This is a genomic window from Hymenobacter sp. B81 (assembly GCF_044628455.1).
Taxonomy (GTDB): Bacteria; Bacteroidota; Bacteroidia; order Cytophagales; family Hymenobacteraceae; genus Solirubrum.
The window spans coordinates 607,180-621,510 of the sequence record NZ_JBIYZW010000003.1; the positions used below are offsets into that span (position 1 = coordinate 607,180).

General features: G+C 68.2%; 13 protein-coding genes. 2 read left to right on the forward strand and 11 right to left on the reverse strand.

Annotated elements, in window-relative coordinates; all coding sequences use genetic code 11:
• Positions 1–12: 12 nt before the first annotated feature.
• Complete coding sequence (locus tag ACE191_RS19320) at positions 13–765, reverse strand: DUF4386 domain-containing protein (RefSeq protein ID WP_400193883.1); 753 nt, start codon at positions 763–765, stop codon at positions 13–15.
• Between the two features lie 310 nt (positions 766–1,075).
• Positions 1,076–1,696, reverse strand: a complete 621-nt coding sequence (locus ACE191_RS19325; RefSeq protein ID WP_400193884.1) for an exonuclease domain-containing protein — start codon at positions 1,694–1,696, stop codon at positions 1,076–1,078.
• A gap of 102 nt (positions 1,697–1,798) precedes the next feature.
• Here ACE191_RS19325 and ACE191_RS19330 point away from each other — a divergent pair, with 102 nt between their 5' ends.
• Together ACE191_RS19330 and ACE191_RS19335 are read left to right on the forward strand one after the other, a co-directional pair.
• Complete coding sequence (locus tag ACE191_RS19330) at positions 1,799–2,374, forward strand: sigma-70 family RNA polymerase sigma factor (RefSeq protein WP_400193885.1); 576 nt, start codon at positions 1,799–1,801, stop codon at positions 2,372–2,374.
• Between the two features lie 79 nt (positions 2,375–2,453).
• Positions 2,454–3,263: an ArsI/CadI family heavy metal resistance metalloenzyme gene (locus tag ACE191_RS19335; protein WP_400193886.1), complete on the forward strand. Its 810-nt coding sequence runs from the start codon at positions 2,454–2,456 to the stop codon at positions 3,261–3,263.
• 47 nt (positions 3,264–3,310) lie between these two features.
• Here the strand turns inward: ACE191_RS19335 and ACE191_RS19340 are convergent, their stop codons facing one another.
• The 9 genes from ACE191_RS19340 to ACE191_RS19380 form a co-directional block, all read right to left on the reverse strand.
• Positions 3,311–4,174: a hypothetical protein gene (locus ACE191_RS19340; RefSeq protein ID WP_400193887.1), complete on the reverse strand. Its 864-nt coding sequence runs from the start codon at positions 4,172–4,174 to the stop codon at positions 3,311–3,313.
• 90 nt (positions 4,175–4,264) lie between these two features.
• On the reverse strand, positions 4,265–5,122 hold the full coding sequence (locus tag ACE191_RS19345) for a hypothetical protein (RefSeq protein ID WP_400193888.1): 858 nt from the start codon (positions 5,120–5,122) through the stop codon (positions 4,265–4,267).
• 38 nt (positions 5,123–5,160) lie between these two features.
• Positions 5,161–7,221 (reverse strand): family 20 glycosylhydrolase, encoded by a 2,061-nt coding sequence (locus tag ACE191_RS19350; protein WP_400193889.1) that lies wholly within the window; start codon positions 7,219–7,221, stop codon positions 5,161–5,163.
• Positions 7,222–7,497: 276 nt separating this feature from the next.
• The gene (locus tag ACE191_RS19355) at positions 7,498–8,871 is read right to left on the reverse strand and encodes a DUF58 domain-containing protein (RefSeq protein WP_400193890.1); all 1,374 of its coding nucleotides are present in this window, start codon (positions 8,869–8,871) and stop codon (positions 7,498–7,500) included.
• A gap of 230 nt (positions 8,872–9,101) precedes the next feature.
• Positions 9,102–10,145, reverse strand: a complete 1,044-nt coding sequence (locus ACE191_RS19360) for an AAA family ATPase (RefSeq protein WP_400193891.1) — start codon at positions 10,143–10,145, stop codon at positions 9,102–9,104.
• A 47-nt stretch (positions 10,146–10,192) separates the two neighbouring features.
• Positions 10,193–11,446: a DUF4350 domain-containing protein gene (locus ACE191_RS19365; protein ID WP_400193892.1), complete on the reverse strand. Its 1,254-nt coding sequence runs from the start codon at positions 11,444–11,446 to the stop codon at positions 10,193–10,195.
• Positions 11,446–12,186, reverse strand: coding sequence for a DUF4129 domain-containing protein (locus ACE191_RS19370; RefSeq protein ID WP_400193893.1), 741 nt, complete (start codon positions 12,184–12,186; stop codon positions 11,446–11,448). The genes ACE191_RS19365 and ACE191_RS19370 overlap by 1 nt, the downstream gene beginning before the upstream one ends.
• 38 nt (positions 12,187–12,224) lie before the next feature.
• Complete coding sequence (locus ACE191_RS19375; RefSeq protein ID WP_400193894.1) at positions 12,225–13,157, reverse strand: hypothetical protein; 933 nt, start codon at positions 13,155–13,157, stop codon at positions 12,225–12,227.
• A gap of 31 nt (positions 13,158–13,188) precedes the next feature.
• Positions 13,189–14,121 carry a hypothetical protein gene (locus ACE191_RS19380; protein WP_400193895.1) on the reverse strand — a complete coding sequence of 311 codons (933 nt, stop codon included), beginning with the start codon at positions 14,119–14,121 and terminating at the stop codon, positions 13,189–13,191.
• Positions 14,122–14,331: the final 210 nt, after the last annotated feature.

Consider the following 14,331-nt stretch of genomic DNA (forward strand, 5'->3'; position numbering starts at 1 on the left):
AAGCGCCGAAACTCAGCGGGCCAGCACGGCTGCGGGTTCCGGCTGTTGACCCACCCGCGCCTGCCACTTGGTGCGGTCAACGCCCCGGATCAGCAGCCACAAACAGAAGGACGACTCGCCCACCAGCGGCAGCACCAGAATACCGGGCAGCAGCACCCCGGCCAGGGCGGGAAGAAACAGGGCCGCGCTGCAGGCCACCAGGTACGCGGCGCCCGCCACCTGCATCAGCCGGCCCACCCACCGGGGAATATAGCCCGACTGCACAATGAGGTAGCCGTTGACCAGGCAGGTGAGCCCGAAGAAAAGCAGGGCCACGTTGAAGGAGATGCCGTGCGCCTTCAGCGCGAAGTGAGCCAGCAGGGGCAGCTGGGCGGGGTCGAAGCTGGGCTGGTGCTGGGCGCTTTGCAGCGTGGGCAGCACCAGCAGCATAAACACCTTGCTTACGGCTTCGACCGCCAGCGACACCAGGTTGAGCATCGCGGCCAGCAGCACCAGGCTCCGGCTGACGGGGCGCAGCAGCAGGTACTCGATCCAGAGCAGCGGCACGGCGCACAGTACCAGCAGCACGTTGCCCGCCACGCCCAGCTGCCAGAGTTCGGGCGCGGCCAGAATGTTGCGGGCCGTGGCCGCTGCGTCGCCCCCCACTACCAGCTTGCCGGTAACGAAGCCCTCGGCGAAGGCCCCGCAGAGGATGATGGCCAGGTACAGCGCGCCGCCGATGCGGGCATACAGCAGCGGCGAGGTTTCAATCGAGCGGGCAGTCATCGGGGGAGCCTGAAACGAGTAGGAGGGGAGCAGGTACGCCAGGCTGTCGGGCGGACGTGAGCGAATAAAGACTGCGCTGTTTTTGGATACTTCTTCGGAAAACAGCGCAACAAAACCATCCGAACCTGCGCTGTTTTGGCAGTTTTTTCTTGAAAACAGCGCAATAATTAATTGCCAGCCGACGCCGCTCGGGCCTTCAGAGGCCATGAAAAGCCAGCTGAACCCGTCAACACCGCTGACCACCGTCGAGAGCCGGGCGACCGACGCAGCAGCTACGGCCGGGCTACGTTACGCAATTCAGGCCGAATTTCTACCAGCGCCAGGTAGTGCGCGCCGTGCGGGGGCGGGTGGCGCTGCCGATGCCCTTGGTCAGCTCCCGCTGCTTGAACGACCACGCAAACGGGTGGCCGCTGCGCAGGGCGCGCAGGGTGAGCTCGGCGCAGGCCGCCGCGTCGGAAAGGCTGTCGTGGTGGTTGAGGGTAAGGCCGAAGTGCGCGGCCAGCTCGTTGAGGCGGTAGGAGCCCAGGCTGGGGTGGCTGGCGCGCATCAGCTTCACCGAGCACAAACTGTGGAAGGCGGGCACCGGCAAGTCGTAGGCGCGCAGGCTGTGCTCGAGCACGCTCACGTCGAAGGGCGCATTGTGGGCCACCACCAGCTGGTTTTCCACGAAGGGCTGGAGCAGGGGCCACAGCTCGGGCAGAGGCGGGGCCGGGCGCAGCTGCTCCAGCGAAATACCGTGCACGCGGTAGTTCATAGCCGACACGCGCAGCTCCACCGGCCGAATCAGGTACTGGTGGGTTTCGGTGACTTCGCCGCCCTGCACCCGCACCAGCCCGATGGAGCAGGCGCTGTGCCGCTGCTCGGTGGCGGTTTCAAAGTCGATAGCCGTGAAGTTGAGCTCCTGGAGGTCTTGCTGAATCTTGCGCTGCATAGGGGAAGGGCTGGCGGGGGAGAAGCGGAAAAAGGGCGCTGCCCACGGGCAAGCCCGCCGAAAAAGTAGCAATTTAAGCTTCCTCACCCGTTACTTGCCGCCATGAACTGCGACGTACCCGCCCTGTGGCTGGCGCACAAGGATGCGCTGCGCAACTACATCCGCAAACGCGTGCCCGACGAGGCCCTGGCCGCCGACATTGCCCAGGACGTGCTGCTGAAGGTGTACGGCTTCTGCCAGGCGCGCTCGGGCGTGGCCAACGTGCGCTCCTGGCTGTTTCAGATTGCCCAGAACGCCATCGTTGATGCCCTGCGCCGCAACCGCCGCCTCGTGCCCGTGGGCGAGGAATTCGACGTGGCCGCCGAGCCCGAGCCCGAAGCTTACCGCGAGGCCGTGGAGTACATTCTGCCCATGATCGGGCTGCTGCCGCCGGCCTACGCCGAGCCCCTGCGCCTGGCCGATGTGGAAGGCCTGCGGCAGCAGGACATTGCCCGGCAGCTGGGCCTGGGCCTGTCGGCCACCAAGTCGCGCATTCAGCGCGGGCGCGAAATGCTGCGCGACGTGTTCGTGGAGTGCTGCCTGCTCGAAACCGACGCCGAAGGCCGCCTCGTGAGCTTCGACATCCGGCCCGACTGCGGCACGCTGCAGCGCTACCGGGCCGCGCTGAAAAAAAACTGAAAAAGTCTGCGTCTTTCCGGGAGGCTGGTCGTCATGACGGGGCATTTGATTTTCAAACCCCCTCAAACCCCCAGCGACCATGAAACGCTTTCACGTCAACGTCCGCGTCACCAACCTCACCGAGTCGGTGGCCTTCTACAGCGCCCTGTTTGCCGCCGCGCCCACCGTGCGCAAGGACGACTACGCCAAGTGGATGCTCGACGACCCGCGCATCAACTTCGCCCTCTCGCTGCACCCCGAAAACGCCGGCATCGAGCACCTCGGCCTGCAGGTCGACAGCCCCGAGGAGCTGGCGGAGGTATACGGCCGGCTGAAAAACGCCAAGGCCGCTATCCGCGAAGAAGGCCAGTGCACCTGCTGCTACGCCAAGTCGGAAAAAAGCTGGATTACCGATCCGCAGGGCGTCGACTGGGAAGCCTTCTACACCTTCGGTGCGGCCACCGTGTACGGCGAAGGCGCCAATGCCCGCCCCGCCCCGGCGGCGCCAGTGGCCAAAAACGCGTTGCGGGCCGTGCTGGTGCTGCTGGCCTTCGTGGGAAGCTTCCTGCTGGGGCGCCCGGCCCTGGCCACCCCGCCCGCGCCCCTGCCCGTGACGGTGGAAAAAACCGACGACCTGAGCCTGCGCGTGCGGGTGAGCAACCCCGCCCAGCAAGCCGGCACCGTGCGCGTGGTCGATCTGCGCACCGGCCTCACCCTGTTTCAGGACGCGTACAGCACCGCCGCCTACGGCCGCCGATTCAACTTCCGCGACCTGAAAGACGGCCCCTACGCCGTGCTGGTGAAAGTGGGCCGCGAGCAGTACCGCTACACCCTCAACCTGCATTCCGAAACCCGCCGCTCGGCCGACGTGTGCTGTCTGGACGTGCCGCGGGCCGCGGGTAGCAAGTAAGGCGGCAGGCACTTGCCGTCCTGCTCGGTGCGCCCGGGAGGCCGGGGCTAAGGCTGGCGCACCAGGGTGTAGCGCAGCCGGCCCTGGCGCAGCTCGGGCTCCACGATGCGGGCCGCGTACACGCGCAGGGTGTCGCCCCGGAAGCCGTAGGTGCAGAGCTGCGGCCGCCGGCTGCCGGGGTTGAGCACTAGGTTGTCGCGGTTGTTGGCCAGGGTCACCACAAAGTCAGTGGCGGCGCGGTAGGCGCGCACGCCGGGCAGGCCCTGCACCGTGCCGTCGGGGCGCAGGCGCACCCGGTGGTGGCGGCCCAGCGAGTCGGTGGCGAAGTAGCTGCCGGCCAGCACCTGGGCGTGGGCCACGCGCGGCACCGCTTCGCCCGCGCTGCCGGCCGTGGCTGCCAAACCCGGTACGCGCCGGAAAACGGTGGTTTCGAGCAGGCGGGCGTTGCGGCTGTAGTGCTGCCAGTGCAGGGTGGTGTCGGCCCCTTCTACGGTTACGGCCAGCTCGTAAAAACCCCGGGGCCGCTCGTAGTCGACGCGGCTGGTGGCCAGGGCATCGGCGCGCTGCCCGGGGCGGAAGTACAGGCGGAACTGCTCGGCCTCGTGGTTGTTGAGGTTGGCTTCCACCAGCAGGCTGTCGCCGCGCCGCCGCTCGGGGGCCAGGGCCAGGGCCACCACGTCGCGCAGCTGCCCGGCGGCCAGGAAGGGCGAGCGGCTGCGGCCCAGCTCAGCTACGTAGTCGGCCTTCACCCACACGCCCCGCAGCAAAGGGCTGAAGCGCCGGGCCAGGGCCGCCGGGTCGTTGGCGTCGTTGGCCACGGCCTGCGGCGCGCCGTTTTCGGGCTCCTGCTGGCCGCGCTGGCAGGCGGTAGTCAAACTCAGAGCGGCAAGGCAGGGCAGCAGGAAACGCATGGGGCAGCGGCTAGAGGCGAGAAAACCTCCGATACGGGTTTTCGGCTGCGAAAGCTGCGCGGGCGCGGTGACTGCGCCCCAGGAGCCGGCTTAGCTGCGGCGGCGCACGAGCGTGTACAATACCCGGTGCAGGTACGGGGCGGCAATGCTGTCGGTGCGGAGCGAGTACAGCCGCAAGGTGTCCTGAGCTATTCGGTAGCCCAAATCTTTCCGCTGCTTGTCGTTATCGATATTACAGAACAGCATGTCTTCGCCGGTTTCCGGCCCGCCGTTGAAATCGATGTTGACCTGGTACGTCTTGAGTCCTGGCAGCCCGGTAACCAGGCCATCAGGCCCAAGCCGCACCCGCACCGGGCGACCCAGCGAATCGACGCCGGTGTACGCGCCCGCTACCAGGGCTTGGTTGACGGCCGCGGCAATTCCACCCTTCACCCGGCGGTAAAGTACCGACTCCCGGAGCTTGCGGCGTCGATTGTAGGTGTTGATCTGGAGCAGGGTGTCGCCCGCCGGCATGGCGTAGGTTAGCTCCATCTGCTCGTCCTCGTCTTGGGAGTCTTGCAGCAGGGGAAAGGCAGTCGTACCGACGCGGGGCTGGAGCACGAGCTTGAGGGTGCTGCCCTCGTGGTTGTTCCAGTTGACATCAAGAAAAACCGAATCGGCCCGCTGCGTTTCCGGCGAAGGTGAGAAGGCCATATTCCCGTAGGCCAGCTTCGTTTCGCCGACCATTTGCGGTGAGTGGGTCTGCTGCAAGGCATCGAGGTAGGCAGCCTTCACCCACTCGCTCCGCAGCAGCGCCCGCAGCCGACGAGCCGGCAAGACACTCGGCTGAGCCTCTGGCGACGTTATCGTCTCCTGCACTACGGCGGGGTTGCGTTCCGTATCCGGCTGACCGGTCTGACAGGCGGAAGTCACAGCCAGGGCGGCAAGGCAGAGCAGCGGATAACGCATGGGGCAGCGGAAAGCAGGACTACAAATAAGCAGGCAAGTTAGGGCATCAGCAGCTGCTTGCTGAGCTTGGTGGCCAAGGCCAACTCGGCCTGTCCTGCTGGTTTCTGGGCCGTTTCCAGCTGTTTCTGGGCGGCGGCCAGCCACTCGGCGGTGGGCTTCTGGCCTTTCTCCAGCTGCTCGAGGCGCTGCAGGGCCAGGGTGGCCACGATGGTGAGCTGGGTCGAAAGCGGGGCGTACTCGCGCAGGTCGGGGTTGAGCTGCAGCAGCGGCTGCACGCGGGCGTCGTTTTGCTGCCAGCTTTGCAGCTGGGCCTGCACGCGGCGCAGCAGGCGCCGGGCCTCGGGCGCGGTCGACAAAGCGCCCTGGCTGGTGCGGGGCTGGCGCAGCAGGCTGTCGAGCGTCACGCCAAACCGCCGGGCCACCTCCGACTCGGCCGGGGCGGCGTCGACCAGGCGGTTGAGCGGGGTTTGGGGCGTGTAGGTACGGCCCTGGAAGTGGCGCTTGTACTCCTTCACCGGCTCGAGCACCGCGGCCAGCGTCTGCAAGGGCTCCAGGGGCTGACCGGCGGCCATCATGGCCAGCAGCTGCTGGGGCGCGCGACGGTTGTGCAAGCCCAGCGCCTCGAGCTGCCCGGCCACCAGCTCGAGGCGGCGGTACATATCGGGCACGTCGGTCACGGTGGCCGGCGACCAGAGCCGCTCGGCCACGGCGGCCGCGCGGGGCCAGATGCGCGAATCGATGATGACGGAATCGGCGAATTCGGCCCACATGGCGGCCTCGCCGCCCAGCACCCGGCGCTTTTCCTCGGCCGAAAGCGGGGCGTCGGCCGGCAGCGGATCGGCGACATAGTGCGAGGCGGCGGTCAGGTTCAGGTCGATGTAGTAGCCGTGCGACAGCAGGGCCGGGTGGCCGGCCTTTACGGCGGCGTACAGCGCTTTTTTGCCCTGCCAGCTCTGAATTACGGCTTCGGGCGGCAGGCCGGGGCCCAGAATTTCGTCCCAGCCCACCATCTTCTTCTGGTACTTGGTCAGCAGCGCGAGCACGCGGCGGTTGAACTGCGTCTGCAGGGCGTGCTTGTCGAGGCTGCCGTCGCGCTTCACCATGCCCTGCTCGCGCATGTAGCGGGCGATGCGCGGGTTGCGCCGCCACTGCCGCCCGTCGTTTTCGTCGCCGCCGATGTGGAAGTAGGGGTCGGGAAACAGCGGCGTGAGCTCGGCCAGCAGCGAATCGAGAAAGGAATAGGTGGTTTCGCGGGTGGGGTCGAGGGAAATGTGGCCGAGGCGCCAGCTCTGATAGGGCGGGTAGATGGTGTCAAGCGAGGCCAGGCGCGGGTAGGCCACCTGCCAGGCGGTGGTGTGGCCGGGCACGTCGAACTCGGGCAGCACCCGAATGCCGCGGGCAGCGGCGTAGCTGAGCACGTCCTTGATCTGGGCGGGCGTGTAGTGGCCGGGGGTGGTGTTGCCGGCCTGGTGCAGGCGCGGAAACACCTGGCTTTCCACCCGAAACGCCTGGTCGTCGGAGAGGTGCCAGTGCAGCACGTTGAGCTTCACCGCGGCCATGGCGTCGAGGTTACGCTTGATCACCGATACCGGCATAAAGTGCCGGGCCGCGTCGATGAGCAGCCCCCGCCAGGCAAAGCGCGGCTCGTCCTGGATTTCCACTTCGGGCAGCAGGCCGGGCTTGCCGGGCGCCGCGGGCTGGGCCAACTGCTCCAGGGTAGCCAGGGCGCGCAGCACGCCCAGCGAGGTGGGTGCGTCGATGGTTACCCCGTCGGGCAGCACGCGCAGGCTGTACTTTTCGCTATCGAAGGCCTCGGGCCGGCCCAGCTGACCATAGCTGATCTGCAGGGGAAGCACTGCCGCGGCGCGGCCCTGGGTGCCGTCGCGGTGCAGCCGTATAAGGGTGCGCTGCACGGCGGCCGTGAGGGCCGGGTCGGCGGGACCAGCCAGCCGGGGCTTGAGCAGGTACTTTGTCGCCAGCGACTTACTGCCCCAGCGCAGCTCAGCGGGCACGGGCATGAGCTGGCGGGTATTGGTGGTCGGGGCCTGGGCGAAAGAAGCCAGCGGCAGCGCCAGCAGCAGGAAAAGCAAACGAAGCATAGGGCGAGTTTACGGCGAATGCCCCGGCGCCGCACAATTACTTTGCCGGGAAGCCCGCCGTATGCGCTGCGCGCCCGAGCAAAGCGGCTTGGCGACCAGCACCTCAGCCGACCCCGGCTTCGCCGCCGAAGCCGGGGCCGCATAAGCCCGGCGGGGTTTCCCGGGCCGCTTCCGCGGTCGAGAAGCGTTGTACCAAAAAGGCTTGTACCAAAATATTTTGGTACAAGCCTTTTTGGTACAGGATCTATCACTGGTCCGGGTGCGTGTCAGCCCCGCTTAAATCAGCCCCCGCGACTTAAACTCCAGGTACTTGTTGATGGTGTTGACGGTGAGCTGCTGCGGGGGCGTGAGCAGGGCGTGAATGCCGTAGCGCTGCAGCTCGCGCACCATGCGGCGCTTTTCCAGGGTGAACTTCTCGGCCAGGGTCTGGGCGTAGAGGTCGTCGGTGGTAGCGGCGGGCGTAGTGAGCAGGGCCGCCACCTCGGTATTTTCGAAGAACACCACCAGCAGCAGGTGGTGGCGGGCCAGGCGGCGCAGGTAGGGCAGTTGGCGCTGCAGGCCCGCCAGGCTCTCGAAGTTGGTGAACAGCATCAGCAGGCTGCGCTGGCGCACCTGGCGCTGCACCTGGGCGGCCAGCCGCTCGTAGTCGGTTTCCAAAAAGCGGGTTTGCTGGCGGTACAGCACTTCGAGCAGGCGCGGCAGCTGCCCGCGGCGGCGGTCGGCGGGCACCACGTCGCCGGGCTGCTCGGCAAAGGTGATGAGGCCAGCGCGGTCGTGGCGCAGCAGGGCAATGTTGCTGAGCACCAGGGTGGCGTTGATGGCGTAGTCGAGCAGGGCCAGCCCCTCGAAGGGCATGCGCATTACCCGGCCCTTGTCGATGAGGCAGTACACCTGCTGGGCGCGCTCGTCCTCGAAGTGGTTTACCAGCAGGTTGTTTTCGCCGGGGCGGCGGGCGGTGGCTTTCCAGTTGAGCGTGCGCGGGTCGTCGCCGGGCACGTAGGGGCGGATGTGGTCGAACTCCAGGCTGTGGCCCACGCGGCGCACCCGTTTGACGCCCACCTCGGCCAGGCGGTTGCTCACGGCCAGCAGCTCGTATCGGCGCATCTGCAGAAACGAGGGGTACACCGCCACGGCCACGTCGGAGCCGAAGCGGTAGCGGCGCTGCACCAAACCCAGGGGCGAGCGGACCAGCACGTTGACCTGCCCGAATACGTACTCGCCGCGGCGGGTGGGGCGCAGCCAGTAGCGCACGGTGCCGCTGCGCCCGGCCGCCAGCCGCAGCGGAAACAGCAGGTCGCGGCGCTGAAACTGGACGGGCACGTCGTCGACCACCTCCAGCCGGGCCGCGAAGGGGTAGTGGTTTTCCACGATGACCTGCACCTCGTTGTCGTCGCCGTTGGCCAGGCGGCGGCCCAGCACGCGGCAGGCAAACACGCCCGCCCGCCGCCGGCCAAACAGCAGCAGGCCGTCGAGGGCCGTGAGCAGCACCAGTACCAGCAGCAGCACCTGGGCGGGGCTCAGCAGCGCGGGCCAGAAGTGGGCCACCACCAGCAGCGTGACCACCCCGGCCAGGGCCGCAAACAGACGCGGCGGCAGCAGCAGGGCCGAGCTGGCGGAGCGCAGGTGGGCAAGCGGGGGGGAAGAATTCATCTAATGGGGTGACAGGTGATGGGTAACACGTGACACGTAACAGGTGACAGGTTTGGGGTAAGGAGGTAGCAGGACTTAGGTAATAGGACGGGACGTGCGGTGGGGCCGGCCTGGATAAACAGGCGACATAGTCCGGTCGGCCCGGCTCTATTACCTGTCACCTGTCACCTGTCACCTGTTACGTGTCACGTGTCACGTGTTACCTGTCACGTGTCCCCTGTTACCCGATTTTACCGGGGCACCTCTACCTGCTGCACCAGCTGGCGCACCACGTCGTCGGGGCCCTGGCCCTCCAGCTCGCGCTCGGGAGTGAGCTGAATGCGGTGGCGCAGCACGGGCGCGGCCAGGTGCTGAATGTCTTCGGGCGTTACGAAGTCGCGTCCGCGCAGGGCGGCCAGGGCCTTGGCGCCGCCCAGCAGGGCCAGCGAGGCGCGCGGCGAGGCGCCCAGGTACAGCGCCTTGTGGGCGCGGGTGAGGCCCACCAGCCGGGCCACGTACTCGAACAGCCGCGGCTCCACGTGTTGCTGGCGCACCTGAGCGCGCAGCTCGGCCAGCCGCCCGGCCGGCACCACGGGCCGCACCTCGTCGAGCGAGAGGCCGCCGGGGCCGCTGTGGTGGCCCTGCAGGATGCGCACTTCCTCGGCCTCGGTGGGGTAAGGCACCAGGGCCTTGAACAGGAACCGGTCGAGCTGGGCTTCGGGCAGGCGGTAGGTGCCTTCCTGCTCGATGGGGTTCTGGGTGGCCAGCACCAGGAAGGGCGCGGGCATGGGATAGGTGGTGCCGTCGTAGGTAACCTGACGTTCCTCCATCACCTCGAACAGGGCTGACTGCGTTTTGGCCGGGGCGCGGTTGATTTCGTCGATGAGCACCACGCTGGCGAAGATGGGGCCCTGCCGGAACTCGAAGGCGCCGCGTGCGGGCACGTACACCGAGGTGCCCAGCACGTCGGAGGGCATCAGATCGGGCGTAAACTGCACCCGGCCGAAGGGCACGTCGAGGGTGCGGGCGAGCAGCTTGGCGGTGAGCGTTTTGGCCACGCCGGGCACGCCTTCGAGCAGCACGTGGCCGTCGGCCAGCAAAGCCACCAGCAGCAGCTCCACCAGCTCGTGCTGGCCCACCAGCAGGCGGCCCACTTCCTGGCGCACGGCCTCGGTGGTGCCCGCCAGGTGGCTCAGGTCGGTGCGGCTGGCGAAGGCCAGGTCGGCGCCGTTGGTACTAGGTTGGGCCGGGGTAGCGGGCTGGGCAGGGGTAAGTTCGGGGGAGGTGGGTTCCATCAGGCGGAAATCAGCAGGAAAAATAGCGGAGAAGAAAGGCCGGCGGCTCAGCTTTCGGCGCGGCGGCGGAAGTCGATCAGCAGCTGGTTGAGGCGCTGCAGCTCGGCTTCGGATACCCGCTCGCCGGTGAGCAGGTGGTTGAGGCGGCCAGTGAGGCTTTGGATTTCGGGCAGGGGTACGCCGGTACGCACGCTCAGGCGCAGCTGGAAGTCTGGGTCGGCGGGGTCGGTGAAGGGCTCCTGGAAGCGGGTGCGCAGGTAGTCGAAAAACAGGCGGATGCGCAGCTCGGCCAGGGCCTGGTGGTTGCGGCCCTGGCGGTAGAGGTTGGCCACGGTGCGCACAAACTGCAGGGTGGTGTTGGGCAGGGCCCGCAGCGTGGGCACCGGCCGCTGCCGGCGCCGTGCCCCGAACAGGGCAAACAATAGCCCGCCGCCGAGCAGGCCGTACCAGGCCCAGGCCAGGGCCGGACTGGCCGCCACTACCCGCAGCAGCGAGTCGTCGCCCTCGCGCCCCTGTTTGTAGTACTCGTCCCACACCACCTTGCGGCTGGGGGGCAGGTAGGCCAGGGCGCCGGCGGCCAGGTCGGCGTTGCGGCGGTAGAGCAGCCCGAAGTTGCTCAGCAGCGCCGGCACGGTGCACACAAACAACCGACCCCGGCCCACGGGCAGATGCACCAGCACCGGCCGCCGGCGCTGGTCGACGGCCAGCACCGTGGCGGCCGCGGCGCGGGCCAGTGAGTCGGGGCCCGCGAACTGCAGGCGGCCCAGCGAGTCCTGCGCGAAGCAGCTCACACCCAGCGGGGCGGGCAGCACCGCCGTGCGGCCCCGCAGCTCGGGGGCCGTCAAGCTGATGCGCAGCGAATCGGGGCGGCTGGCAGGAGAAGTCAGGCGTTCCGATAAATCGGTGCGCCGCGGCAGCTGCCAGAGCGAGTCGGCGGCGCGGCCCAGGCGGATGTCGTTGGCCGCCAGCCACACCGTGCCACCCCGCTGCAGGTAGCGGTGCAGGGCCCGGGCGTCGGCAGCGTCGGGGCGAAATTCATCCTGCACCAGCAGGTAGGCCCCGGGGTCGGCGGCCAGCGAATCGGCCAGCACGTTGTAGGGCGGCTCGCGCACGACCAGCGGCGGGCGGCTGCCGAGGGAGGGCAGCAGCTGCAGCAGGGCGTAGGTGCCCAGGGGCTTTTTGTAGTCGCTGCGGTAGCTGGGCGTCCAGTCGAGGGGGGCGGGGGCGTAGTAGGCGGCCAGGGCCCACACCAGCAGCAGCACGCCGAGCACGGCCAGGGGCCAACGGATTGAGCGGAGCATCAGGCGGCGCGGCGGTGGTCGAGGGCGGAAAGAAAGGCCAGGCGCTCGGCCCGGATGCGGGCGTACTGGGGCGCGTCCAGCGGAAACTCGCCGTACCACACGTAGGCGAACTGGCGGGTGAGGCGGGCGAAGGCGGGCCGGGCATCGGGGGCGCTGGCGCGCAGCTCGGCCTCGTAGCGGTCATTGGTTTTATCGGGCTGCCAGGCAATCAGCTCGCGGTCGGCCAGGCTCTTGAGCACGAGCAGGTAGCCCAGGCGGGTGGCCAGGCGCAGCTGCCCCTCATCCTCGGCCGCCTGCAGGCGCTCGGGCAGGGTTTCCTCGTGAATGTCTTCCTCGCCCACGGCGAAGGGCACGGCCAAGCGCTGGCTACGGCGGCGCAGCAGCTCCCAGGGCTTTAGGTCGAGCAGGTGCAGCACAATAGTCGTAATGGAGGCCAGCGCCAGCGCGTAGAAAAGCACCTTCCAGAAAATCCCGGCGCCGGGTGAGAACACGCGGCTGAAGAAGCGTTCCAGCAGCTGCTTCAGCCAGCGGGCCAGCGGGTTGTCGGGCGGCGGCGACTCGCGGTAGCGCAGGCTGGGGTCGGCGCGCAGGCGGCCAAGCCGGGCCTCGTCGAAGCGGCGTACCGGGCCGGGCCGCGGGGCAGCGGCCGGGGCCGCCTGCGCAGTCGGGGCGGTTAGGGCGGGTTGCTCCGGCCGAGCCCGGGCAGAGGCGGGCCCGGCCAGCAGCAGCAGGGCCAGCAATCCGCATCGGCCCGCCCCAATCCACGAGGAAAGCCGCCTCACAGGGTTTGGTCGCCGTAGCTGGGGCGGAACAGGCTGCCGTCGGCGTCGGTGGCGGGTGCGGCCGCCGAGGCCGGACGGCCCAGCTGCTCTACCTTCCACTGCAGGCTCACGCCGTCGCGGCGCTCCACCAGGTTGAAGTACTGAAACAGCAGCAGCAGGTAGGTGAAGGGCGCCAGGGCAAACGACACCAGGTTCTGCACCAGCTGCACCGTGAGCAGGCCCGTACCGGAAGCCATGTCCAGGCCGCCGAGGCTCAGCAGCAGGGCCACCAGCCCGCTGACTACCACGGCCACCAGGGCGGCCGCCATCGAGCCCACCACCACCAGCCCGCAGGTCGACCACCACTTGCCCCGGATGAGCGACAGCGCCCGGCTCAACCCGAAGCTGCTGGCTTCCGGGCCGCGCTCGAACAGCACGATGGCGGGCAGCAGCAGCAGGGCCAGCCCCAGGTACAGGCCCGGAATGACCAGGAGCACCATGCCAATCATCACGCAGATGTAGGCCAGTACGGTCTGGGCAAACAGCGGCAGCAGGCGCCCGCGCACGTCGGCCCACACCTCGGCGCTGCTGATGACGGCCAGCGGGTCGGGGTTTTCCATGCGGCGCTTCACGAAGCCGTAGAGCAGGGCGATGAGCAGCAGGTAGGCGGCCACGAACATCAGCACCGCTATCCACAGCAGGGGCGAGGTCAGCGTCTGGCGGGCTTCCTCGTCGTTGGGGTTGACCTTGCCGAAGTTGCCCACTACGCCCGACCCGGCCAGCAGCACCAGGGCGGCCAGCACGGGGATGAGCACTGGCAGCAGCACGCGGGCGAGGTTGCCGCCGTACTGGCGCAGAAAAGCAATGGTGGCCTCGAACTTCTGGCCGAAGTCGCGCAGCTTGTAGAAGTCCTGCGGGCGGGTGAAGGGCGGGCGGGCAGCGGTTTCCATGAGGGAATTTCAGTGAGAGAAAGAAAGCGGGTTAGTAGGCGGCCTGCGGGGCAAAGCCGGGGGCATAGGGCTCGTCGGCCGCCCCGGGGCGGGACTCGGGCAGCGGCTCCTGGCCCAGCAGCTCGGCCTGCAGCTGCAGACCGGGGTGCTCGCGCATCTCCACGAGGTGGAAGTAATGAAACAAAATAAGCAGTTCCAGCGCCGGGGTCACTACCAGCAGCAGCAACATGGACAGAATGTTTACCGTGAGGTTGAAGGCCAGCGAGTCGGCGGCCCCGGGGCTGCCGATGAGGTCCACAACGGTACCCAGCAGCATAAGCGGTACGCCACCCACCAGCAGGTGCAGCAGCCAGCAAAGGCCCGCCAGCGCGAAGCTGTTCCACCAGTGGCCTTCCACCAAACTGAAGCAGCGGCCAATCGGGCTTTCGGGGCGCTCAATCATCATTACCGCGCCCAGCAGGGACAGCGGCACGCCCACGTAGATGCCGGGCAGCACCAGCAGCAGCGTGGCCCCCATCAGCAGCAGGCCCGCCACGAAGTAGCGCCCGATGAGCACGCCCAGCTGCGAGCGGGTTTCGGCCCAGGTTTCCGCCGGGGTAGGGCGGGCCGCCCGGTTGGGGTAGTACATGCGCAAGCGCACAAAGCAGCCGGTTATGGCCACGAGCATCAGGTAGCCCAGCCGTTCGATCAAGGTGCCTACTATCGCGCTTGGGTGCTGACCGTTGCCAACCTGCAGGTGGTTGCCCAGGCCCTGCAGCACGCCACTGAACAGCAGCACCGGCAGGGCGTACAGCAGCAGGGGCGGGCCTAGGTCGCGGGCGTAGGTGCGCAGAAAGGCCGCGGCCGCCTCGGTTTTCTGGCCGAAGTCGCGCAGCCGGTAGAAGTCGAGGGGGTGCGAGAAGGGCAGCGGCGCCGGGGCGGCGGCAGCCGGCTGAGCCGGATAGGTGGGTAAAGCTGATTCCATAGCGTGCGGTGCAGAAGTCGGTTCAATGACCCGCTGGCGGATGGTTGCCGGCTAGGGGCCGCGTCAGGCAGGGCGCAGCGCGGTGGACGGGGCGCCTGCTGGCTTGGCTCGGGCGGTGAGACGGCATGGCCCGGACTGCCGGCGGCCAAACCGGGAATGGGCGCGGGCCATTGGTTGTACCGGCCCAAACGAGCGAAGCCGCTAGCAGTC

What these genes read in the sequence shown, in the direction of transcription:
- ACE191_RS19375 (WP_400193894.1), bottom strand. Translation starts at nt 13,157, where the DNA reads ATGGAAACCGCTGCCCGCCCGCCCTTCACCCGCCCGCAGGACTTCTAC.
- ACE191_RS19360 (WP_400193891.1), bottom strand. Translation starts at nt 10,145, where the DNA reads ATGGAACCCACCTCCCCCGAACTTACCCCTGCCCAGCCCGCTACCCCG.
- ACE191_RS19340 (WP_400193887.1), bottom strand. Translation starts at nt 4,174, where the DNA reads ATGCGTTTCCTGCTGCCCTGCCTTGCCGCTCTGAGTTTGACTACCGCC.
- ACE191_RS19380 (WP_400193895.1), bottom strand. Translation starts at nt 14,121, where the DNA reads ATGGAATCAGCTTTACCCACCTATCCGGCTCAGCCGGCTGCCGCCGCC.
- ACE191_RS19350 (WP_400193889.1), bottom strand. Translation starts at nt 7,221, where the DNA reads ATGCTTCGTTTGCTTTTCCTGCTGCTGGCGCTGCCGCTGGCTTCTTTC.
- ACE191_RS19330 (WP_400193885.1), top strand. Translation starts at nt 1,799, where the DNA reads ATGAACTGCGACGTACCCGCCCTGTGGCTGGCGCACAAGGATGCGCTG.
- ACE191_RS19345 (WP_400193888.1), bottom strand. Translation starts at nt 5,122, where the DNA reads ATGCGTTATCCGCTGCTCTGCCTTGCCGCCCTGGCTGTGACTTCCGCC.
- ACE191_RS19355 (WP_400193890.1), bottom strand. Translation starts at nt 8,871, where the DNA reads ATGAATTCTTCCCCCCCGCTTGCCCACCTGCGCTCCGCCAGCTCGGCC.
- ACE191_RS19365 (WP_400193892.1), bottom strand. Translation starts at nt 11,446, where the DNA reads ATGCTCCGCTCAATCCGTTGGCCCCTGGCCGTGCTCGGCGTGCTGCTG.
- ACE191_RS19335 (WP_400193886.1), top strand. Translation starts at nt 2,454, where the DNA reads ATGAAACGCTTTCACGTCAACGTCCGCGTCACCAACCTCACCGAGTCG.
- ACE191_RS19325 (WP_400193884.1), bottom strand. Translation starts at nt 1,696, where the DNA reads ATGCAGCGCAAGATTCAGCAAGACCTCCAGGAGCTCAACTTCACGGCT.
- ACE191_RS19320 (WP_400193883.1), bottom strand. Translation starts at nt 765, where the DNA reads ATGACTGCCCGCTCGATTGAAACCTCGCCGCTGCTGTATGCCCGCATC.